Genomic DNA, 20,870 nt, shown 5'->3' on the forward strand with positions numbered 1-20,870 from the left:
GGCTCCGCTTCGTGCGGGCCGGGGTTTTCTTGTTGAAATAGGGTTGAACTATGAATGAAGCGGCACCCGCCATCCCGGCGCCCGAGTCGGATGCCACCCCTTACACGCGGCTGCGCCTCGACATCGCCTACGACGGCACGAACTTCTTTGGGTGGGGAAAACAGCCGCCGCCCCTGCGCACGGTGCAGGGCACTATCGAAGACGCGTTAGCAATCGTGTTTCGACGCTTCGGCGTCATCCCGCAGCTTGTCGTCGCCGGGCGAACGGATGCGGGAGTGCACGCCACCGGCCAGGTTGCGCACCTCGACCTCACCGACACCCAACTGCGCAGTCTCGACCGCCCGCGCCGCGGCAATATGGGCGGACGACGGTACGACGGACCGGCATCCTTGGCGCGCAGAATCAACGGAATCACGGGCCTCGAGTCCGACATCTTTGTGAAGCAGTCGGTAATCGCTGCGGACGGTTTTGACGCCCGCTTCTCGCCGCTGTGGAGGCGCTACGAATACCGCATTGCCGACAACCTGTCGCCGCGTGATCCTCGCCAACGCAATCACACGCTCTGGTACCCGGCCACCCTGGATGTCGACGCCATGAACGTGGCCGCAAACGAGCTGCTCGGCCTCCATGACTGGGCTGCGTACTGCAAGCCCCGCGAGGGGGCGACGACCGTGCGCACCCTCGAGCGTTTCAGCTTCCGCCGTACCGAAGAGGGCATCGTGTTGGCTGAGGTTCGTGCCGACGCCTTCTGCCACAGCATGGTGCGGTCGCTCGTGGGTGCTGGTGTTTACGTGGGACAGGGTAAGATCGACTCTTCGCGGCCAGCCGACATTCGCGACGAACGCTCCAAGGGGAGCGAGTTCAAGGTCATGCCGGCGAAAGGCTTGTCTCTCGTTGAAGTGGGCTATCCGCCGGATGACGAACTGGGGGCACGCGCGGAACTCACCCGCTCGCGCCGCGAACTGTTCGACTAGCGAGCGCTCGTTACTCTGACGCGCGAAGGTCAGACGACCGACGAACAACAAGTTCTGGTGGCAGGACCACTTGCTGGTGCGTGTGAGCGTCATCCCGAGCTGAATGCTCGATCAGCAAGCGGGCGGCACCCTTTCCTAGAGCCTCGATGGGCTGGCGCACAGAGGTAAGCGGAACAACCCAGTCGCGCGCGAAGTCGATGTCGTCGTAGCCAACGAGCGCAATATCGTCGGGCACGACGTAGCCTGCGTCAACCAGACCGCGGTAGACGCCGAACGCGAGCATGTCGTTTCCGCAGAAGACAGCATCCGGTACATCATCCTCAAGAAGAAGCTCGACCGCGCGTCGACCGTCTTGGATGCCGATGCCGGAGACGCTCACTTCGATGAGCGATTCCTCAGGGTCGAGCCCTGCCGCGGTGATTGCTTCGCGGGCACCTTTCGCGCGATCGGCGAATTGGCGGAGACCGGTGGGCCCGCCGACAACGGCGATGCGGCGATGGCCGAGCTCTACGAGGTGCTCGACAGCGAGTCGCCCACCTTTGACGTTGTCGACCGAGATGGAGCAGTGCTCTGGGCCGCCGTTGTAGTCGAGCAGCACTACGGGCAGGTCTCCGGGGAGTTCCTTGTACCGATCCTCGCCATCGTCGTCGGCGCTGGCGGGAGCGAGCAGGGCGCCGCGCACGCGCTGGGCCGCGAGCATGCCGAGCAGTCCGGCCTCGCGTGCGGTGTCGCCTTCGGAATTGCACAGCATGACGACGTGGCCTGATTCGCGAACGGCGCGTTCGATGACGTGCGCGGCTTCCATGTAGAAGGGGCTCTCGACATCCAGAACAACAAGACCAATAACGTTGCTGGAGGCACCCGTGAGTACTCGTGCCTGCTGGTTGGGAACAAAGCCGAGTTCGGCGATCGCCTTTTCCACGGCAGCGCGGGTGCGGGGATGAACCGTGTCAGGACGGTTGATGGTGTTGGAGACGGTTCCTGTGGAGACTTGCGCCAGTGCGGCGACGTCACGGATCCCGGCGGGCGACTTCGATGTCGCAGTGTCGGGGGTGCTCATGGATTGCTCAATTCTTGACTGTGCGCTTGGTAGCGCAGGCTTATCACTTTAGGGCTATCGGGCGCCTCAGGCGGTTTGTAGCGGTCTAACTGCGCCGTTATCTCATCGAGACACGGCAGTTGCCGTCATGCGGTTGCAGTTCGTCTTGCTCCCAGTGTACGTTTGAACCGCTTTAAAAAATGAACCGGTTCAAATATTCTCGACCGGGCGCAATGACGCGAAAGTGCTGAGGCTTTGGGCGCTGCGTCCGCGCAACACTGCATTCACACCAAAAGGAGAAACACATGAAGCAACGTCGCTTTGCAGGCCTCGCGATCGGTCTCGTAGCCGTCGTCGGACTCGGCCTCGCCGGATGTTCCGCTGACGCCGACACATCCACCGCATCGGGAGAAGACGCTTACACAATCGTCATTGTTCCCAAGGACTCGACTAACCCCTGGTTCGTTCGCATGGAAGAGGGCGTCAACAAGTTCGCCGCTGACTCCGGCAACGACGTCTACCAGAAGGGCCCCGCTGAGACGGATGCCACTCTGCAGGTTCAGGTCATCCAAGACCTCATCGCTCAGGGCGTAGACGCTATCGGCGTCGTTCCGGTTGACCCGGGCGCACTCGAGACCGTTCTGAAGCAGGCCATGGACGCCGGCATCGTTGTTGTCACCCACGAAGGTGCCAGCCAGGAAAACACGATGTACGACATCGAAGCGTTCAACAACACTCAGTACGGCGCATTCATCATGGACAACCTCGCTGAGGCAATGGGCGAAGAGGGCACCTACGCCACGATGGTTGGCCACGTAACGAACGCATCGCACAACGAATGGGCTGACGGTGCTGTTGCTCGTCAGGCTGAGGCGTACCCCAACATGACGCTGCTTGCTGCCGAGCCACGCGTTGAGTCGCAGGATGACGGAGAGGTTGCCTACCAGGCTGCCAAGGAGCTCCTCAAGAAGTACCCCGAAGTAACCGGCATCGTCGGAACCTCGTCGTTCGACGCTCCTGGTGTCGCTCGTGCGATCGAAGAACTCGGCCTCACCGGCAAGGTCTTCGTCAGCGGAACCGGTATGCCGGCCGCAAACAAGTCGATCCTCGAAAAGGGCCTCGTCAAGACGCTGACCCTCTGGGACCCGGCCGACGCTGGTTACGCTCTCGCCTCGCTCGCTGAGCAGATCCTCGATGGTGAAGACATCTCTGACGGCGTGAACCTCGGCGTCACCGGTTACGAAAACATGACCTTCGCTGAAGGTAGCGACAAGGTACTCGAAGGTAACGGCTGGGTCGTTATCGACAAGGACAACGTAGACAGCTTCGGCTTCTAAGCAGTCCCGTTTCGCGATCAGGGCAGAGCGAACATCCGTTCTGCCCTGGTCGCACCCCACGATTTACTCACGCGCGGAAAGGACCGGACGATGGTAGATAACGTCATCGCGGTACGCGATATCGGTAAGGCCTTCGCTGGCGTTCAAGCGCTTGACGGCATCACCCTAGAGATCGCTCCCGGAGAGATTCACTGTCTCGCCGGCGAGAACGGCAGTGGCAAGTCCACGCTGATCAAGGTCATCTCCGGAGTGCACGCCCCCGATACCGGAACAATTGAACTGAACGGCAAGACGTTCTCGAAGCTGTCGCCCATCGAGGCGATCTCGAACGGCGTTCAGGTCATCTATCAAGACTTCTCGGTTTTCCCCAACCTCACGGTGATGGAGAACCTGGCGCTCAATGCTGAGCTCGCTGCCCACCGCACGTTCGTGAGTTGGAAGCGGATGCGGGCAGTCGCCGAAGAGGCGATCGCCAAGATCAACTTCACGATTGACCTCGACGAAAAGGTCGGGCAGCTCTCGGTCGCCCAGAAGCAGCTTGTTGCTATCTCGCGGGCGCTCATGAGCGACGCCAAGCTCATCATCATGGATGAACCGACCACGGCTCTGACGAAGCGCGAGGTTGACGCACTCTTTGCCATCATTCTCGACCTCAAAGCGCGGGGGATCGCGACGCTGTTCGTGAGCCACAAGCTCGACGAGGTCTTCGAGATCAGTGAGCGCTTCACGATCATCCGTAACGGTAAGTCAGTCATTACCTGCTTGCCGGAAGAGCTCGATCACGCCACGTTCTCGCACCACATGACCGGCCGCGAATTCGATGATGACCACTTCGTTCCCGAGCACGTCTCCGAAGAGCCGATTCTCGAGACGCGCGGCCTTGGTGTCGACGGCGCCTTCGCCGACGTCGACCTCACGCTCCGCAAGGGTGAGATCCTGGGCATCACGGGTCTGCTGGGCTCCGGCCGCACGGAACTCGCGCTCTCCCTCTTTGGCTCCAAGCCCGCTGACTCGGGCGAGATCCTGATCAACGGTGAAGTCGTCGAAGTCGGCAGTGTGCGCGACGCGATCGCTCACGGCATTGGCTATGTTCCCGAAGACCGCCTCACCGAAGGTCTCTTCTTGGAGCGCTCGATTAGCTCGAACATCGTGATCTCCGAGATCGACTCGTTCGTGTCCAAGTTCGGGGCACTCGATCAGCGCAAGGCGGATGCAGAAGGCCAGCGCTGGGTAGACGAACTCAAAATTGCGACGCCGAACGCTTCTAACGCGGTGAACACCCTCTCGGGCGGAAACCAGCAGCGCATCGTGCTCGCCAAATGGCTCGCCACGCATCCGAAGATTCTGATTCTTAACGGGCCGACGGTGGGCGTTGATATCGGATCGAAGCACGACATCCACCGCATTCTCCGCTCGCTCGCCAGCGAAGGTCTCGGCGTCATCATCATTTCCGATGACATCCCCGAGGTCATCCAGAACTGCAACCGAGTGATGGCAATGAATGCGGGGCGAATCGTGGCAGAGATCGACCCGCGCACGACGACCGAATCCGAACTCGCAGAGCTCATGTCGAAAGACCCGAGCACTATTGACGGGAAGGGCTGAGATGGCCAAGTTAGTGCGAAAGATCACTAAATCAAACGAGTTCTACCTGCTGCTCGTCATCATCGCGGTGAGCGTTGTCATCCAGTTGCGAAGCGGACAGTTCTTCTCCGCCAACAACCTGGTTGACCTGGCCAACGCCATGGTCGTTCCCGGCATCTTCGCGGTGGGCGCTTTCATGGTGCTGGTCGCCGGCGGAATCGATGTCTCGTTTCCGGCGCTCGCTTCGCTCTCGGTCTACGCGACCACACGAGTACTCGTGGATGCGGGCTACTCCGGGGGAGTGTGGCTACCGTTCCTGATGGTCATTGTGGTCGGCGCCATCCTCGGTGCCTTCAACGGACTCTTCACCTCGAGGTTCGTGGTTCCGGTGCTCATCATTACCCTCGGTACCGCGAGCGTGTTCTCGGGAGTCATGCAGGGTGTCTTCAAGTCGGTGCAGATTCCGAACCTCCCTGCCGGGATGAGCGAGTTTGGCCGGTCGACGCTGTTCGTGGCTAAGAACCCCGAATCTGGTCTCACCTCCAACATGCCGATGGCGTTCCTCATCTTGGTCGCCGTCGTTGCGGTTGCATTCGTCGTGATGAGATACACAACCTTTGGCCGTGGACTCTATGCGATTGGCGGTGATGAAAGTGCTGCTGCTCGTGCCGGCTTCAAGGTGCGCAAGATTAAGTTTTGGCTCTTCGTCATCGTCGGCATCATTGCCAGCCTCGCCGGTCTCGTGCGAACGAGCATGATGGACCAAATGCATCCGACCAACCTGCTCGGCATGGAACTCATGGTTATCGCAGCAGTCGTTCTCGGTGGCGCTTCCATTACGGGCGGCACCGGAACCCTGACCGGCACGATGCTGGGAACACTGCTGATCGTGATCGTGCAGAACAGCATGATCTTGGTCGGCATCCCCACCTTCTGGCAGGGCTTCGCACTCGGCACCTTGATCCTCGTCGGTACCGGTATCTCCGCAGTGCAACTCACCCGTTCACGCAAACGCGCACCCGCGCTGATTCAAGGATAGGGACGGCCATGTTTGCTTCTACGACTCTTACGCCGCTTCGGGATCGCCTGACTCGCGACCCTCACGTGACACGCCTCGCCGTGATTCTCGTTCTGCTCCTGACGTTCTTCATGCTCGTCAAGACCAAGAACTTCTTCGGCATTGCCACCTGGCAGTCGATGGCAGTGCAGTTCCCCGAGTTCGGTCTGATGGCCCTCGGTGTGATGCTCACCATGATTATTGGAGGTATCGACCTTTCTGTGGTTGGCGTCGCCAATATGACGGCCATCGGCAGTGCGACCCTCATGATGTCAATCGCGCCCACCGGCGCCGACAGCCCCCAGGGCTACCTCGCTGTTGCTGCGGCAATCGCGTTCTCGCTCATTGTGGGAGCGATAGCCGGCGCCTTCAACGGGTTCTTGATAGCCAAAGTGAAGATTCCCGCCATTCTGGTGACGCTCGGAACCTTCGAGCTCTTCACCGGCATCGCCGTCATCATCACCGGTGGAAAGCCCGCCAGCGGACTTCCCGCTCAGTACGGCGAGATCATGGCACAGCGCGTCTTCGGGATCATCCCGATGCCGCTCATCATCTTCATTCTCGCCACCGTCGTGATCGCGCTGATCATGTACAAGACGGCATTCGGCACCAAGCTCTACATGCTCGGCTCGAATGAAACTGCGGCACGCTTCAGCGGGCTCAAGACCGACAACCTCATCATCCGTACCTACATGACCTCGGGCATTTACGCCGCGGCCGCCGGTCTTGTGATGCTCGCCAATTACAACTCGGCGAAGGCTGACTACGGCTCCACCTACACACTGCTCGCAGTGCTGATTGTGGTGCTCGGTGGCGTGAACCCGAACGGTGGATCGGGCCGACTGTCGGGAGTGATCCTCGCGGTGGTTGTGCTGCAGGTTCTCTCCTCGTTGCTCAACACGTTCCCGAACATCAGCAACTTCTACCGCCCGCTGATCTGGGGTGGAGTACTGCTTCTCGTCATCGTGGTGAATCAATGGACTAAAAAGAACGGGCTCTCTCGTCTGTTCGGTGTGAAAGGAAACAAATCATGAAGCTGACCAAGGATCGCCACGTTGTTGTGGGCGCAGACTTTGCAGGATTTCCGCTGAAGGAGGCAGTCAAGCGCCACTTGGAAGCACGCGACTGGACCGTCACTGACCTGACGCCGACTCTCGACGACATTCCGATGTACCACCGTGCCGGCTTCATGCTCGGCGCCAAGCTTGCCGAGGGTGAGTTCGAGAAGGCTCTTGCTTTCTGTGGCACAGGGATGGGCATCCACGTCGCTGCCAGCAAGGTGCCTCACGTTCACGCCGCCGTGTGCGAAAGCGCGCCTTCGGCTCTGCGTGCCGCGACCGCCAACAACTGCAACCTCATGGCCATGGGCGCTTTCTACATTGGCCCGCGCCTCGGAATGGCTATGGCGGATGCGTTCCTCGAGAACAACTTCGGTGACGGCTACGAAAACTGGGAAGGCTTCGCTGATTACCACATGGTCGGATACGAGGAGTGCGAAAACTTCGACTACCAGGCCTACAAAGACAACGGTTTTCAAGTCGTCGGTGAGCGGAACGTCGAAATGGGCCCTGAGCCCCGCGGCCTCGCTTACTAACCGAACGAACAGCTACAGGGAGAGACATGGCGAAAGTATTACTCGCAGGAGAGTCATGGTCGACGACGTCGATCCACACGAAGGGCTTTGACTCGTTTGTCACTTCCGCCTACGCCGAGGGAGCAGATGACTTCATCGCTGCTCTGAAGTCAGCAGGCAACAGTGTCGAGTTCCAGCCCAACCACGTTGCGGCTGAGCGATTCCCCACGACCGCCGAAGAGCTCAGCCAGTACGACGTTGTCGTGCTCAGCGACATCGGGGCGAACACTCTGCTGCTACCCAACGGCGTCTTCGCTAAGGGGGAGCGGATTCCGCACCGCCTCGAAGTGCTGGCCCAGTGGGTTCGCGATGGCGGTTCGCTGCTCATGGTCGGTGGCTACCTCAGCTTCCAAGGTATTGAAGCGAAGGCGAACTACCGCAACACCGCCCTAGCGAGCGTTCTTCCGGTCGAAATGGAAATTGGCGACGACCGCGAAGAGACTCCGCAGGGCGTCGAAGCCACCTCCCTCGACAACCACGCGGCGACCGCCGGTCTGCCGACCTCGTGGCCCGAAGTGCTCGGTCATCACCGTTTGGTCGCCCGCGACGGCGCCCAGACGCTCGCGACCGTCGGAGCATTCCCGCTTCTTGTTGTGGATGCCGAAGGTGCCGGCCGCGTTGCCGCATTTGCGAGCGACATGGGCCCGCACTGGCTGCCGACCGAGTTCTTGGAATGGGACGGCTTTGCTCCCATGTGGAACCAACTGATCTCGTGGCTCGCTCGCGAGTCCGACTAAGCACGGGCAAGTAGGACTGAATGGTGGGCCACGTTGTTGCTCTCGACTTTGGTGCGACTAGCGGCCGCGTAATTCTGGGCGAAGTCGGCCCCGACCAACTGCGCACGGCAACGCACGCTCGCTTCACTAATCGTGCGGTGAGCGTGCGCGGCTGCCTGCACTGGGATGTTCTCTCCCTGTGGCAGGGTGCGCTCGACGGGCTGACTTCGGCGATTCGCGAAGTGCCCACGGTCTCGTCTGTTGCGACCGACACCTGGGGCGTCGACTACGGACTGCTGCGCGACGGGCAACTGCTCGGCAATCCGCGGCACTATCGCGATGAACGAACCGACGCCGCGATGGAACGAGTGCAGTCGCTGAGCACGCAGGCTGAGCAATATGCGGCAACCGGCATCCAGTTCATGCCGATCAATACGATCTACCAACTCGCGACGGATGCTGCGGAAAAACGGCTCGCGCTCGCCGACACCGTTTTGCTCATGCCCGATCTCTTCACCTACTGGTTGAGCGGTGCGCGCGTTGCGGAAACAACGATGGCGTCGACGACCGGGCTCCTCGACGTGCACTCGCGGCAGTGGAGCGACACCTTGCTCGACGTCGCCGGAGTGCAGCGCGAACTGCTGCCTGACCTTGTGGTGCCAGGCACTCGCGTTGGCGAGCTTGATCCGGATGTCGCGAAGCAGGTTCGCGCCGAGTCACCCATCGAAGTCGTCGCTGTTGGCTCGCACGATACGGCTTCGGCCGTGACAGCGATCCCCATGCAGCCGGAGAACGCGGCGTTTATCTCGTGCGGCACGTGGGGCCTTGCCGGGGTGGAGCTGGAGACCCCCGTTGTCACCGAGGCAGCACGCACGGACGGCTTCACGAACGAAGCTGGCGTCGACGGCCGCATCCTATTGATGCGCAACGTCATGGGTTTGTGGATCTTGAGTGAAGCCGTTCGCCAGTGGGAACGTGATGGAGACACGATCAGCCTGCCCGAGCTCATCGCGGCTGCCTCCGCAGTGACCGAAACCATGCCCGTGGTGGATGTCGACGACCCCAGATTCTTGGCGCCCGGAAATATGCCGCGCCGCATCGCTGAATGGTGCACCGAGCACGGCCTTCGCGTGCCAGCGAATCGCGCCGAAATGGCGCGCTGCATTATCGAATCGCTTGCGCAAGCGTTCGCGGATGCTGTGCTGAGTGCGAGTTCGCTCGGCGATGTGCCGGTTCAGAAAATTCACATCGTGGGCGGTGGATCGCTCAATCGCCTCCTCTGCCAGCGCACAGCCGACCGCTCCGGCATCCCCGTTCTCGCGGGTCCGGTTGAGGCGACAGCGCTCGGCAGCGTTCTCGTGCAAGCCCGGGCCATGGGACACATCTCGGGAAGCCTCGATTCGCTGCGCGACCTCGTTCAGCGCACCCATCATCCAGTGACGTACACGCCTCAATAGCGCCACAGCATCCCGGAATTCGCCTCACCCTCGAATTCACTCCACCCGCTCTCGCAGAACAAAGGACCGAAAATGACCGCACGAATTGCCCCCGACCTCGTTAGTGACGAACTGCTGGGCCTCACCACCCGTCTCGGCCTGCCGGAACGCGACCTCGTCATCTTGGCAGAGGGGAACACCAGCGAACTCATCGCCGATGGCACGATCATCGTCAAGACCTCGGGTTCTTCGATGCAGACGGCAACCGCCGAAAATTTCGTGAGCGTTGAGATCGAGCCGCTGCTGGCAGTGCTGCGCGACCCGAACGCCGACCAAGACCAATTGACGGCCGAGTTGGATGCCGGTGAGGTCGACGGCAAGCGCGTACGGGCATCCATCGAGACCCTCATTCACGTTGCGGTGCGCGCCTATGCGCCGGCACGGTACGTCGCCCACACTCACCCGACGGCTGTGGTCTCGCTGCTGGCAAGTGTTCACGCCGAAACGTCGTTCGCCGACGCGGTGTACTCAGACGAGCTCATGGTGCTGGGTCGCAGCCTATACATTCCTTACGCTCAGCCCGGGGTCGAACTGGGGCAACTCTTTCTCGAGAAGCTCGGCGCTCACGTCGACGAGTTCGGCGAAGTGCCGTCGCTGATCCTGCTGGGAAACCACGGCATCGTCGCCATCGCTGACACGGCCGAAGGCGCGGAAGCAATCTCCCTCATGGCCGTGAAGAGCGCGCGAGTTCGCCTCGGAGCTCTCCAAGCAGGCGGCATCGCGAGCTTGAGCGCCGAAGTGACCGCCCACTACTTCGATCGCCCCGACTTTCGCGAGCGTCGCGCTGCGCTGACGGGTACCGTCAAGTAGCAGCATTGGCGTTTGCTGCGGGCGCAGAGTTCCGCTATTGTTGACCCTTGGTGTCTGCACTATAGGGTGCGACATCCGATCATGAGCCCTCCACCGGAATTGTTTCAGTAGAAACAACCATCGGAGCGGGATTCACGAACACCTCACTCGATCAATGAAAGCAGCACTATTGTGACGCGCACATATTCGCCCAAGCCCGACGACATCTCGCGGGAATGGGTCATCATCGACGCAGCCGACATCGTTCTCGGCCGTCTCGCCAGCCACGCAGCCATCTTGCTCCGCGGAAAGCACAAGGCCACCTTTGCTCCGCACATGGACATGGGTGACTTCGTCATCATCATCAACGCTGAGAAGGTGGCCCTCACCGGTTCCAAGCTCAAGCAGAAGAAGGCTTACCGCCACTCCGGTTACCCGGGTGGGCTCACGGCCACCACGTACTCCGAGCTGTTGGAGAAGCACCCCACGCGCGCCGTTGAAAAGGCAATCCGCGGAATGCTCCCCAAGAACTCGCTCGGTCGCGCTCAGCTTTCGAAGCTGAAGGTATACGCAGGTGCTGAGCACCCGCACGCTGCCCAGCAGCCCACGCCGTACACCCTCGACCAGGTCGCTCAGTAGCGCCCGCGCTTCACGAAGCAAAGAATTAAAGGACTTATTACAGTGGCTAAGATCGAAGATTCAATCACCGAGGGTGCACCCGAGTCGTACACGACCGAGTCGGCAGCAGTTGAGGCGCCCAGCGCACCTCGCCCCGTTCTCACCGTTCCCGGCGCAGCCGTAGGACGTCGCAAGCAGGCAATCGCCCGCGTGCGTCTCGTTCCCGGTTCGGGCACCATCACGGTCAACGGCCGTGAGCTCGCCGAGTACTTCCCCAACAAGCTTCACCAGCAGCTCATCAACGATCCGTTCAAGATCCTTGACCTGCTCGGCGGCTACGACGTCATTGCACGCATCACCGGTGGTGGCCCCTCGGGTCAGGCCGGCGCACTGCGTCTCGGCATCGCTCGTTCGCTCAACCAGATTGACGAAGAGAACAACCGCGCTGCCCTCAAGAAGGCCGGCTTCCTCACTCGTGACGCTCGCGTCAAGGAGCGTAAGAAGGCTGGACTCAAGAAGGCGCGTAAGGCTCCGCAGTTCTCGAAGCGCTAACCCGCTTCGCCTGCTAGCGGCAACGTATGGCACGTCTTTTTGGTACAGATGGCGTTCGCGGACTCGCGAACAGTGATCTTACTGTCGAGCTTGCACTCGGCTTGGCTCAGTCGGCAGCAGTCGTACTGGGCCAAGGCCGAGTTGCTGATGGTCGGCGCGCTTCAGGCCGCCGACCGGTTGCAGTTGTCGCACGCGACCCCCGCGTATCCGGCGAATTTATTTCCGCCGCAGTATCCGCGGGGCTCGCGAGCTCGGGCGTCGATGTTTTCGACGCCGGAGTAATCCCCACCCCGGCAGCAGCGTTCCTCGTTGCCGACTTTAAAGCCGACCTCGGAGTCATGATCTCCGCGTCGCACAATCCCGCCCCTGACAACGGAATCAAATTCTTCGGTCAGGGCGGCACCAAACTTCCCGATGAGGTCGAAGACCGCATCGAAGCCGCTCTCTCCGCTCCGAGCCTCGCTCCGACCGGTGTTGAGGTTGGTCGCATCCGCCGGTTCTCCGATGCTGAAGATCGCTACGTCGTGCATCTCTTGTCGACGTTGCCGAACCAGCTTGCCGGCATCCACGTCGTTCTCGACTGCGCCCATGGTGCAGCGGCAGGCGTCTCGCCCCAGGTGTTCACGGATGCCGGAGCTAAGGTCACCGTTATCGGTGCGGATCCCGACGGAATCAACATTAACGACGGTGTCGGATCAACGCATCTCGACAACCTCGCTTCCGCCGTTCTCGCGCACGGTGCCGATGTTGGAATCGCCCACGATGGCGACGCCGACCGCTGCCTTGCTGTCGACAAAGAGGGCAACGTCGTCGATGGCGACCAAATCATGGCGATCCTCGCGGTGTCCATGGCCGAACGCGGCGTGCTTCACGATCGCACTCTCGTGGCAACCGTGATGAGCAACTTGGGGCTGCGCCGCGCCATGGCAGAGCACAACATCAAGATGCTCGAGACCAAGGTGGGCGACCGTTACGTTCTCGAAGCGCTGGGTGCCCACGGGCTCTCCCTCGGTGGCGAGCAGTCGGGTCACGTGATCATGACCAAGTTCGCCACTACCGGAGACGGCATCCTCACCGGACTGCACCTGGTGGCAGAAATGGCTCGTACCGGAAAGACGCTCGCGCAGCTCGCCGAGGTCATGACGGTGTACCCACAGGTTCTCGTGAATGTGCGCGGAATCGACCACCACTCGCTCGGCTCCGACACGGTAATCGCTGACGCGGTTGCGGAAGTGGAAGCAGAGCTGGGTGACACCGGGCGCGTGCTGTTGCGAGCATCCGGAACCGAACCGATGGTTCGCGTGATGGTCGAAGCCGAACACCAAGAAATTGCTCAGCAGATGGCAGACCGCCTCGCTGAGGTCGTTCGCACTCAGCTCAGCCACTAAGACAGCCTTAGCTCGTCGACGTAACCGGCGATCGCGCTACCGCCATTGAGCGCTTCAGTTTGTGTCGCGCCTGACCACAACTCACGGGCGTGTTCGCAATCCTCTACGTCTTGCGCAGCAGAACCTTTGAGACGGCGTGATCGGCATCTTTGCGCAGGATGAGCGACGCCCGTGGACGCGTGGGGCGCACGTTCTGCGTGAGGTTGGGCTCGTTAGTGCGCTTCCACACCTCGCGGGCCCGGGCGCGGGCAGCATCCTCGTCGAGGTCGGCGAAGCGGTGAAAGTAGGAGCGCGGGTTACTGAAGGCGCCGCGCTGCAAGCGCAAAAAGCGCTCCTCGTACCAGTGCGCGATATCGCTTGTGCGGGCATCCACATAGATGGTGAAGTCGAAGAGGTCGCTAACCGCGAGGCTCTTGCCCGCCATCGGGGGCTGGAGCACGTTGAGGCCCTCGACGATAAGAACGTCGGGTTTGCGCACGGTTACCGCGGCATCCGGAATGATGTCGTACGCCAAATGCGAGTAGAACGGCGCGCGCACTTCGGGTTCGCCGGCCTTGATCTTGCTCACGAAGCGCAGCAGGGCCCGTCGGTCGTAGCTCTCGGGAAAGCCTTTGCGCTCGAGAATTCCGCGACGCTCGAGTTCGGCGTTGGGGTGCAGAAAGCCATCGGTCGTTATGAGCTCGACCCGGGGCGTGCCCTCCCAGCGGGAGAGCAGTTCGCGCAGCAGGCGCGCAATCGTCGACTTGCCGACGGCGACAGACCCGGCGACACCGATCACGAATGGCGTGCTTGAGGTGGTCGCGCCCAAAAACTGCGTGGTGGCGGCGTGCAACCGCTGGGCGTTCTCGGCGTAGAGGTTGAGTAACCGGCTGAGGGGTAAATAGACCTCGGCGACCTCGGTGAGATCGAGCTCATCGCCCAATCCGCGCAGCTCAATAAGCTCCGCCTGGGTGAGGGGAACTTTCATTTTGGGAGCAAGTTCAGCCCAATCGCTCCGATCGATTTCAAAAAAGGGAGAGATGTGACCGTGTCCGGAGCCATGTTCGTGCATCACGTTCATCCTAACTGCGCACAGATACCCAGCTTGGGGAACTAAACTCGTCTCCATGTGTGGAATTGTCGGTTACGTCGGTAACAACAAAAGCCTTGAGGTTCTCCTCGGCGGTCTCAAGCGTCTCGAATACCGGGGTTACGACTCCGCAGGTATTGCGATCATTGACGAGGATGGTGAGCTCGGAACGCGTAAGCGTGCCGGCAAGCTCCAGATGCTCGTCGATGACCTCGAAGCCACCCCGCTCCACAACGGAGCCACCGGTATTGGACACACGCGGTGGGCAACTCACGGTGGCCCCACCGACGTCAACGCGCACCCTCACCTGGGTCGCGACTCCAAGCTCGCCCTGATTCACAACGGAATCATCGAGAACTTCTCCGAGCTCAAGAACGAGCTGCTTGCTGAAGGTGCGACCTTCGCTAGCGAGACCGACACCGAGGTTGCTGCACTCCTCGTTGGACGCGAGTACGAAAAGAGCGGCGACCTCACCGACGCGCTGCGCGCTGTCGTTGCTCGTCTCGAAGGTGCCTTCACACTTCTCGCCGTTCACCAGGATCAGCCCGGCGTCGTTGTCGGCGCTCGCCGCAACTCGCCCCTCGTTATTGGCTTGGGTGATGGCGAGAACTTCCTCGGCTCCGACGTTGCTGCATTCGTAGAGTTCACGCGCCGCGCGGTTGCCATCGGTCAGGACCAGATTGTTACGATCCGCCCCGACTCTGTCGACGTCATCGACTTCGATGGCAATGCCGTTGAGGTCGAAGAGTTTGACATCGCTTGGGATGCTTCGGCATCCGAAAAGGGCGGCTGGTCGAGCTTCATGGCCAAGGAAATCAGCGAAGAGCCGGATGCCGTGGCCAACACCATTCTTGGTCGCGTTCAGAACGGTCTGGTCAAGCTCACCGAATTCGAGCCTCTCGGTGACGAGATCATCGCCAACATCGACCGCATCGTCGTTATCGCGTGTGGAACTGCCGCGTACGCGGGCATGCTCGGCAAGTACGCCATTGAGGCGTGGGCTCGCGTTCCCGTTGACGTGGAGCTTGCTCACGAGTTCCGCTACCGCAACCCGATTCTGACCGAGCGCACGCTCGTTATCTCGATCAGCCAGTCCGGCGAAACGATGGACACGCTCATGGCGGTCAAGTTCGCGATGGAGTCGGGCGCGAAGGTTGTGTCGGTGTGCAACACGCACGGCGCAACGATTCCGCGCGAATCGCACGCAGTTGTTTACACGCACGCGGGCCCCGAGGTTGCTGTGGCATCCACGAAGGCTTTCGTGGCTCAGGTCACTGCCCTCTACCTCATCGGCCTTCACATCGCGGGCGTGCGCGGCACGCTGAGCGATGACGCCATTCGCGAAAACGTCGCAGAGCTGCAGGCGGTGCCGGAGAAGATTTCTGAGGTTCTCGTTACCTCGCAGTCGATCAAGCAGCTTGCTCACTGGATGACGGACACTCAGTCGGTGCTCTTCCTCGGTCGCCACGTCGGCTACCCGGTCGCGCTCGAAGGTGCGCTCAAGCTCAAGGAGCTCGCGTACATTCACGCTGAGGGCTTTGCCGCTGGCGAGCTCAAGCACGGTCCGATCGCGCTCATCGAGCCTGGCCAGGTTGTTTTCGTCATCGTTCCGAGTCCGCGCGACCCGAACTCGCTTCACAAGAAGGTCGTCTCCAACATTCAGGAGATCCGTGCTCGGGGCGCTCGCGTTATTGCGATTGCCGAGAAGGGTGACGCCGCCGTGCTTCCCTTCGCTGATGAGGTCATCCCGATTCCGCTGGCTGGTTCGTTCTTCGAGCCGCTGCTTGCTGTCATCCCGCTGCACATCTTCGGTATGGAGCTTTCTGCTGCGAAGGGACTCGACGTCGACCAGCCTCGCAACCTCGCGAAGTCTGTCACCGTCGAATAGGTTTCACCGTGATTGTGGGGATCGGTGTGGATGTCGTCGACATCGCCCGCTTCGAGCGTGCGTTGCAGCGCACACCGACCCTCACATCGCGCCTGTTCTCTGAGAGCGAACAGCTCAAGGGGGGCAAGCCTCGCCCGCTTCGCTCGCTCGCCGGAAGGTTCGCCGCGAAAGAGGCGCTCATCAAGGCCCTCGGAGATTCGAGTGGCGTCACTTGGCACGACATGCGGGTGGTGTCGGATGCGCTGGGAAACCCCTCGCTCGAACTTCACAACTCGACGAAAGATATTGCGGATCGTCGGGGCATCACTTCGGTTCATCTCTCGATGAGCCACGACGCGGGAATCGCTATTGCCTATGTCATTGCCGAGGCCACCCCATGAGTGACCTTCGAGTTGCCACGGTCAGCACCGCAGCCATTAGCCACAACGTTGAGACCCTGCGGGCGCTCGTCGCACCGGTGCAGGTTATGGCCGTCGTGAAAGCGAATGGCTATGGCCACGGCGCGGTGGAAAGTGCGCGTGCCGCTCTCGCTGGCGGTGCCAACTGGCTGGGCGTCGCTGACCTCAACGAAGCATTCGCGTTGCGCGCGGCAGGAATCGACGCTCCACTCTTGGCGTGGTTGCACCAGCCGGGGGCAGCATTCGGCGAAGCGGTGCGCGCGAAGATCGACCTTGGCGTGAGCAGCCTCGCTCAGCTGAATGAAGTTGCCGCGACATCCGACACCGCCTACGTTCACCTGAAGGTCGACACTGGACTGCACCGCAACGGTGCTTTTCTGGATGAGTGGCACCAATTTTTCGAAGCCGCTGTTGCCCATGAGCTAGCGGGCCGCATTCGCGTTCGAGGGCTCTGGAGCCACCTGGCCAATGCCGGCGCCGAGCATGATCTCGAACAGATCGAGCAGTTTTCCGCCGCGATTGCGATGGCCGAGTCGGTCGGCTTGCGCCCGGAACTTCGCCATCTCGCAGCATCTGAAGGTGCAATCAAGCATCCAGCGGCTCGCTTTGACCTCGTGCGCGTCGGAATCTCGAGCTACGGTCTCGCTCCTTCCGCTGATGTGGATGTCGCGGCTCTCGGCCTTGTGCCAGCGATGACGCTGAGCGCTCCCGTGGTCTCGGTGAAGCGGGTCACGGCAGGTTCGGGAGTCTCGTACGGCTACGCGTACCGTTGCGAGCGAGATACCACGTTGGCGCTCGTGCCGGTGGGCTACGCCGATGGAATTCCGCGTCACGCGTCGAATCGCGGCCCCGTGTCGATCAATGGCGTTCTCGGCCGGGTCGCTGGCCGCGTAGCAATGGACCAGATTGTGGTCGACATGGGCGACGCGACAGTGGCGATTGGTGATCAAGCGGTGCTGTTCGGCAATCCTGCGACAGCGGTGCCGAGCGCCGACGACTGGGCTGAAGCGGCCGACACTATCAATTACGAAATCGTGACCCGCATCGGGCCGCGAGTGACCCGTAGGTACGAATCGTGACCACTTTTACTATTGCTACGCCCGAGCGCATGGCCGAGCTGGGCGCGGTTATTGCTGCGCAACTGGGTGCGGGGGATTTGGTTCTCCTCAACGGCGAGCTTGGCGCTGGCAAGACAACCCTCACGCGGGCGATCGGCGAGACTCTCGGCATCCGTGGCACGGTCACGAGCCCGACGTTCGTGCTGGCGCGCACGCACCCTCGGCTGGATGGCGCGGGAGTTGAATTGTCGACTGACGCTGCTGCGCCGCTCGTCCACGTCGACGCGTACCGCCTCAGTAGCGCTGTTGAACTCGACGACCTCGATATCGACTTCGAAGCATCCATCGTGATCGTGGAGTGGGGTGCCGGCTTGCTTGACGGAGTAAGCGACAGCTGGCTGACCGTGGACATCGCCCGCCCTATCGGCGGGGGCTCCCGCGAGAACAGCGCTGACGACCTCAACGAATCACACGACGACTTCGCCGACGAGGCCATTGAGCTGCGCACGGTGACCGTGACGGGCACTGGCCCCCGATGGGCAGACATGGAGTGGCTCAATGCTGTTAGCGATTGATACGTCAGCGGGAACGACCGTCGCGGTCGTGGCGGCCGATGGTTCGGTGCGCGCGGAACGCAATTCTCTCGACACCCGTAAGCATGCCGAGGTGGTTGGCGATTTCATCCACGGTGCCCTCGCCGATGCGGGAGTCGCTGTAACCGACCTGACCGGTGTCGTCGCCGGTATGGGCCCGGGACCCTTTACTGGCCTGCGGGTCGGCATCGTGGCGGCTCGAGCGTTCGCCTTCGGTGCCGGTCTTCCATTGCTGCCCGTCGTCACTCACGATGCTCTCGCGCTCGGCGAGACGGAGCCCGTTGTGGTGGCTACCGACGCCCGTCGCAAAGAGCTGTACTGGTCAACGTACGAGGGGTCGGATGCTGCGGGCTTGCCGATTCTCGTCGAGGGTCCCGCATTGGCTCCGGCCGCTGAGCTCGCCACGAGCGTCCCCAACTTCGAGCACTTTGCACTGCGCGACACCGAGCCGGTGCAAGCCACACGCCTGGCACGTCTCGCGCACTTGCTCCGCGAAAACGACCGTCCGTTTGCGGGCGAAGAGGCGCTCTATTTGCGCTCGCCCGACGTCACCCCCTCCGCAGGACCGAAACGAGTCACCGCATGAGCTGGCAATTACGCCGCGCCACGATCAAAGACCTCGACGCCATCATGGCGATCGAGGCGAGCGAGTTCGCCAACGACGCCTGGTCGAGCGACATGATGCGGGGCGAGCTCGGCGACAACCACGGCTACTACCTTGTGGCGACAACGCTTGAGGAGCCCGGCGTGGTGCAGGCCTATGCCGGCTTGCGTGCGCCGTACCGCTCGGGGCAGGCAGACATCCAAACGATTGCGGTTGCTCCGGATGCTCGCCGCCACGGAATCGGTCGTGCATTGATGCACGCGCTCATGGTCGAGGCTCGCGATCGCGGTGCCAGCGAACTGTTTCTCGAAGTGCGTGACGATAATCCTTCGGCGCAAAAACTCTACGACTCGCTCGGATTCGAGCGCATCGCTGTGCGCCCCAACTATTACCAACCGGATGGGGTTGACGCCATCGTGATGCAACTGACGATTCCCGAGCCCAAGCTTGCTCCGGCGGTCGGCCAGTGAGCGCGTCGACGGCGGCCGCGGCATCCGCGGCGACCGCGGTGCCGACCTCGGCGGCAGCGAGCGAAGCGGCCGCGGCATCCGCGCTGTCGGGTGTTGCGCCCCACAACACAACCGATCCTCTCGTTCTCGGAATCGAGACGAGCTGCGACGAAACCGGCATCGGCATCGTTCGTGGCAACCACTTGCTGGCGAATGTCATTTCGTCATCGATGGAGGAGCACGCGCGCTACGGGGGAGTGGTTCCCGAGGTTGCGGCCCGCGCGCACCTCGAAGCGATCCAACCGGCGCTGGAGCAGGCGCTCGCCGAAGCCGGAGTCGACCTGGCAGATCTCGACGCGATCGCCGTCACAAGCGGGCCAGGACTTGCCGGCGCCCTGATGGTCGGTGTCGCTGCGGCGAAGGCACTGTCTGTGGCGACGGGAAAGCCGCTTTACGCGGTCAATCACCTTGTTGGTCACGTCGGTGCTGATGTTCTTCGGGACGACGGAACCGAGATCGACCTCCCTACCATCGCCCTACTCGTGTCGGGCGGGCACACCTCGCTACTGCACGTGCGAGATTTGGTTTCGGATGTCGAGCTGCTGGGCGAGACGATTGACGACGCCGCAGGCGAAGCCTTCGATAAGGTCGCGCGCTTGCTCGGGTTGCCGTATCCGGGTGGCCCGCACATCGACCGCATTGCCGCAACGGGCGATCCCCAAGCGATCCGTTTTCCTCGCGGCTTGAGCCGGCCGAAGGATCTCGAGCGACACCGCTACGATTTCTCGTTCTCAGGGCTGAAGACCGCGGTGGCCCGCTGGGTCGAACGCGAGCAGGATGCAGAAACGGACTACTCGAAGGCGGATGTTGCCGCCAGCTTCCGCGAGGCGGTGGTCGACATTCTTCTTACCAAGGCTGTCGCAGCCTGCGTTGATCGCGACGTTCCTCGTTTGCTCCTCGGTGGCGGAGTCGTTGCGAATGCTCGGGTGCGCGAGCTCGCTGCCGAGCGTTGCGCCGCTGCGGGCATCGAGTTGCGCATCCCTCCGCTGTCGCTCTGCACCGACAACGGAGCGATGATCGCGGCACTGGGCGCCCAATTGGTCATGGCGGGTAAAAATCCCTCAACTCTGGGCTTTAGCGCTGATTCCACGCTGCCGGTGACCCAAATTCAGGCGTAACGCCGCCGTAAACTCTGAGCAACCTGCGTTGACAGGCTTCTTTCAGGCTGAGAATATAGGTGCGCCGCAATCGGCCCCATTATCTAAGGAGCACTTCGCTATGTCCGAACCCACCCCTTACGCTGCAGCACCTGCAGGCGCACCGGCTGCTAAGTGGAATGTTCTCTCGATCATCTCGCTGGTTACTTCCATCATCGGCTTGAGCCTCGTCGGCATCATCACTGGTCACATCGGCCTCAGCCAGATCAAGAAGACCGGTGAGCAGGGCAACGTTCTCGCCATCATCGGCCTCATCCTTGGTTACCTGGGCTTCGTCATCGGCCTCATCGTCGCGATCACCATCATCGGTGCTGCAACGATCGGCGGCGTTAGCTCCTACTAACACGTGAAGTAACAAAAGAGGCTCGCACGGTTGTGCGGGCCTCTTTTGTTTGAGCCGCGCTTGCTAAA

At 61.6% G+C, this 20,870-nt stretch carries 22 protein-coding genes; 20 read left to right on the top strand and 2 right to left on the bottom strand.

Features of this window, described 5'->3' with window-relative positions; translation table 11 throughout:
* Window positions 1–50: 50 nt before the first annotated feature.
* Entirely contained in the window at window positions 51–974 is a 924-nt protein-coding gene (locus tag CLV85_RS03610) for a tRNA pseudouridine synthase A (protein ID WP_100388219.1), read from the top strand.
* Window positions 975–984: 10 nt separating this feature from the next.
* Here the strand turns inward: CLV85_RS03610 and CLV85_RS03615 are convergent, their stop codons facing one another.
* A complete protein-coding gene (locus tag CLV85_RS03615; protein ID WP_100388220.1) occupies window positions 985–2,034 on the bottom strand; it encodes a LacI family DNA-binding transcriptional regulator in 1,050 nt (349 codons plus the stop codon).
* Between the two features lie 284 nt (window positions 2,035–2,318).
* On the opposite strand from CLV85_RS03615, the gene CLV85_RS03620 reads away from it, so the two are divergent.
* The 11 genes from CLV85_RS03620 (at window position 2,319) to glmM (ending at window position 13,183) form a co-directional block, all read left to right on the top strand.
* A complete protein-coding gene (locus CLV85_RS03620) occupies window positions 2,319–3,350 on the top strand; it encodes an autoinducer 2 ABC transporter substrate-binding protein (protein ID WP_100388221.1) in 1,032 nt (343 codons plus the stop codon).
* A 90-nt stretch (window positions 3,351–3,440) separates the two neighbouring features.
* A complete protein-coding gene (locus CLV85_RS03625; protein WP_100388222.1) occupies window positions 3,441–4,955 on the top strand; it encodes a sugar ABC transporter ATP-binding protein in 1,515 nt (504 codons plus the stop codon).
* 1 nt (window position 4,956) lies between these two features.
* The gene (locus CLV85_RS03630; protein ID WP_100388223.1) at window positions 4,957–5,973 is read left to right on the top strand and encodes an ABC transporter permease; all 1,017 of its coding nucleotides are present in this window, start codon (window positions 4,957–4,959) and stop codon (window positions 5,971–5,973) included.
* Between the two features lie 8 nt (window positions 5,974–5,981).
* On the top strand, window positions 5,982–7,025 hold the full coding sequence (locus CLV85_RS03635) for an ABC transporter permease (protein WP_100388224.1): 1,044 nt from the start codon (window positions 5,982–5,984) through the stop codon (window positions 7,023–7,025).
* A complete protein-coding gene (locus CLV85_RS03640; protein WP_100388225.1) occupies window positions 7,022–7,585 on the top strand; it encodes an RpiB/LacA/LacB family sugar-phosphate isomerase in 564 nt (187 codons plus the stop codon). The genes CLV85_RS03635 and CLV85_RS03640 overlap by 4 nt, the downstream gene beginning before the upstream one ends.
* Before the next feature lie 26 nt (window positions 7,586–7,611).
* Window positions 7,612–8,361, top strand: a complete 750-nt coding sequence (locus CLV85_RS03645; protein ID WP_100388226.1) for a glutamine amidotransferase — start codon at window positions 7,612–7,614, stop codon at window positions 8,359–8,361.
* A gap of 20 nt (window positions 8,362–8,381) precedes the next feature.
* Window positions 8,382–9,797 (top strand): rhamnulokinase, encoded by a 1,416-nt coding sequence (locus CLV85_RS03650; protein WP_100388227.1) that lies wholly within the window; start codon window positions 8,382–8,384, stop codon window positions 9,795–9,797.
* Window positions 9,798–9,869: 72 nt separating this feature from the next.
* Window positions 9,870–10,646, top strand: coding sequence for a class II aldolase/adducin family protein (locus tag CLV85_RS03655; RefSeq protein WP_100388228.1), 777 nt, complete (start codon window positions 9,870–9,872; stop codon window positions 10,644–10,646).
* Between the two features lie 171 nt (window positions 10,647–10,817).
* Window positions 10,818–11,264: a 50S ribosomal protein L13 gene (rplM, locus tag CLV85_RS03660; RefSeq protein WP_100388229.1), complete on the top strand. Its 447-nt coding sequence runs from the start codon at window positions 10,818–10,820 to the stop codon at window positions 11,262–11,264.
* Between the two features lie 42 nt (window positions 11,265–11,306).
* Window positions 11,307–11,795 (top strand): 30S ribosomal protein S9, encoded by a 489-nt coding sequence (gene rpsI, locus CLV85_RS03665; protein WP_100388230.1) that lies wholly within the window; start codon window positions 11,307–11,309, stop codon window positions 11,793–11,795.
* A 26-nt stretch (window positions 11,796–11,821) separates the two neighbouring features.
* Window positions 11,822–13,183, top strand: coding sequence for a phosphoglucosamine mutase (glmM, locus tag CLV85_RS03670; RefSeq protein WP_100388231.1), 1,362 nt, complete (start codon window positions 11,822–11,824; stop codon window positions 13,181–13,183).
* Window positions 13,184–13,286: 103 nt separating this feature from the next.
* Here glmM and coaA read toward each other — a convergent pair whose 3' ends face one another.
* Window positions 13,287–14,234, bottom strand: coding sequence for a type I pantothenate kinase (gene coaA, locus CLV85_RS03675; RefSeq protein WP_100388232.1), 948 nt, complete (start codon window positions 14,232–14,234; stop codon window positions 13,287–13,289).
* Window positions 14,235–14,289: 55 nt separating this feature from the next.
* On the opposite strand from coaA, the gene glmS reads away from it, so the two are divergent.
* The 8 genes from glmS to CLV85_RS03715 all read left to right on the top strand — a co-directional run bounded on the left by glmS (window position 14,290) and on the right by CLV85_RS03715 (window position 20,802).
* Window positions 14,290–16,140, top strand: coding sequence for a glutamine--fructose-6-phosphate transaminase (isomerizing) (gene glmS, locus CLV85_RS03680; RefSeq protein WP_100388233.1), 1,851 nt, complete (start codon window positions 14,290–14,292; stop codon window positions 16,138–16,140).
* Window positions 16,141–16,148: 8 nt separating this feature from the next.
* The gene (locus CLV85_RS03685; RefSeq protein ID WP_100388234.1) at window positions 16,149–16,520 is read left to right on the top strand and encodes a holo-ACP synthase; all 372 of its coding nucleotides are present in this window, start codon (window positions 16,149–16,151) and stop codon (window positions 16,518–16,520) included.
* Window positions 16,517–17,617, top strand: a complete 1,101-nt coding sequence (alr, locus tag CLV85_RS03690; protein WP_100388235.1) for an alanine racemase — start codon at window positions 16,517–16,519, stop codon at window positions 17,615–17,617. Before CLV85_RS03685 ends, alr begins: the two co-directional genes overlap by 4 nt.
* Window positions 17,614–18,171, top strand: a complete 558-nt coding sequence (gene tsaE, locus CLV85_RS03695) for a tRNA (adenosine(37)-N6)-threonylcarbamoyltransferase complex ATPase subunit type 1 TsaE (protein WP_229820341.1) — start codon at window positions 17,614–17,616, stop codon at window positions 18,169–18,171. The genes alr and tsaE overlap by 4 nt, the downstream gene beginning before the upstream one ends.
* Complete coding sequence (gene tsaB, locus CLV85_RS03700; RefSeq protein WP_100388236.1) at window positions 18,155–18,775, top strand: tRNA (adenosine(37)-N6)-threonylcarbamoyltransferase complex dimerization subunit type 1 TsaB; 621 nt, start codon at window positions 18,155–18,157, stop codon at window positions 18,773–18,775. Before tsaE ends, tsaB begins: the two co-directional genes overlap by 17 nt.
* Window positions 18,772–19,263 (top strand): ribosomal protein S18-alanine N-acetyltransferase, encoded by a 492-nt coding sequence (rimI, locus tag CLV85_RS03705; RefSeq protein WP_100388237.1) that lies wholly within the window; start codon window positions 18,772–18,774, stop codon window positions 19,261–19,263. The genes tsaB and rimI overlap by 4 nt, the downstream gene beginning before the upstream one ends.
* A gap of 83 nt (window positions 19,264–19,346) precedes the next feature.
* Window positions 19,347–20,420, top strand: a complete 1,074-nt coding sequence (gene tsaD / locus CLV85_RS03710) for a tRNA (adenosine(37)-N6)-threonylcarbamoyltransferase complex transferase subunit TsaD (protein ID WP_100389256.1) — start codon at window positions 19,347–19,349, stop codon at window positions 20,418–20,420.
* Between the two features lie 100 nt (window positions 20,421–20,520).
* Complete coding sequence (locus CLV85_RS03715; protein ID WP_100388238.1) at window positions 20,521–20,802, top strand: DUF4190 domain-containing protein; 282 nt, start codon at window positions 20,521–20,523, stop codon at window positions 20,800–20,802.
* Window positions 20,803–20,870 lie beyond the last annotated feature (68 nt).

It is taken from the genome of Salinibacterium amurskyense (assembly GCF_002797685.1).
GTDB lineage: Bacteria > Actinomycetota > Actinomycetes > Actinomycetales > Microbacteriaceae > Rhodoglobus > Rhodoglobus amurskyensis.

Coding starts and splice junctions, on each gene's coding strand:
- CLV85_RS03610 (WP_100388219.1), top strand. CDS start 51: ATGAATGAAGCGGCACCCGCCATCCCGGCGCCCGAGTCGGATGCCACC.
- CLV85_RS03615 (WP_100388220.1), bottom strand. CDS start 2,034: ATGAGCACCCCCGACACTGCGACATCGAAGTCGCCCGCCGGGATCCGT.
- CLV85_RS03620 (WP_100388221.1), top strand. CDS start 2,319: ATGAAGCAACGTCGCTTTGCAGGCCTCGCGATCGGTCTCGTAGCCGTC.
- CLV85_RS03625 (WP_100388222.1), top strand. CDS start 3,441: ATGGTAGATAACGTCATCGCGGTACGCGATATCGGTAAGGCCTTCGCT.
- CLV85_RS03630 (WP_100388223.1), top strand. CDS start 4,957: ATGGCCAAGTTAGTGCGAAAGATCACTAAATCAAACGAGTTCTACCTG.
- CLV85_RS03635 (WP_100388224.1), top strand. CDS start 5,982: ATGTTTGCTTCTACGACTCTTACGCCGCTTCGGGATCGCCTGACTCGC.
- CLV85_RS03640 (WP_100388225.1), top strand. CDS start 7,022: ATGAAGCTGACCAAGGATCGCCACGTTGTTGTGGGCGCAGACTTTGCA.
- CLV85_RS03645 (WP_100388226.1), top strand. CDS start 7,612: ATGGCGAAAGTATTACTCGCAGGAGAGTCATGGTCGACGACGTCGATC.
- CLV85_RS03650 (WP_100388227.1), top strand. CDS start 8,382: ATGGTGGGCCACGTTGTTGCTCTCGACTTTGGTGCGACTAGCGGCCGC.
- CLV85_RS03655 (WP_100388228.1), top strand. CDS start 9,870: ATGACCGCACGAATTGCCCCCGACCTCGTTAGTGACGAACTGCTGGGC.
- glmM (WP_100388231.1), top strand. CDS start 11,822: ATGGCACGTCTTTTTGGTACAGATGGCGTTCGCGGACTCGCGAACAGT.
- coaA (WP_100388232.1), bottom strand. CDS start 14,234: ATGCACGAACATGGCTCCGGACACGGTCACATCTCTCCCTTTTTTGAA.
- glmS (WP_100388233.1), top strand. CDS start 14,290: ATGTGTGGAATTGTCGGTTACGTCGGTAACAACAAAAGCCTTGAGGTT.
- alr (WP_100388235.1), top strand. CDS start 16,517: ATGAGTGACCTTCGAGTTGCCACGGTCAGCACCGCAGCCATTAGCCAC.
- tsaB (WP_100388236.1), top strand. CDS start 18,155: ATGCTGTTAGCGATTGATACGTCAGCGGGAACGACCGTCGCGGTCGTG.
- rimI (WP_100388237.1), top strand. CDS start 18,772: ATGAGCTGGCAATTACGCCGCGCCACGATCAAAGACCTCGACGCCATC.
- CLV85_RS03715 (WP_100388238.1), top strand. CDS start 20,521: ATGTCCGAACCCACCCCTTACGCTGCAGCACCTGCAGGCGCACCGGCT.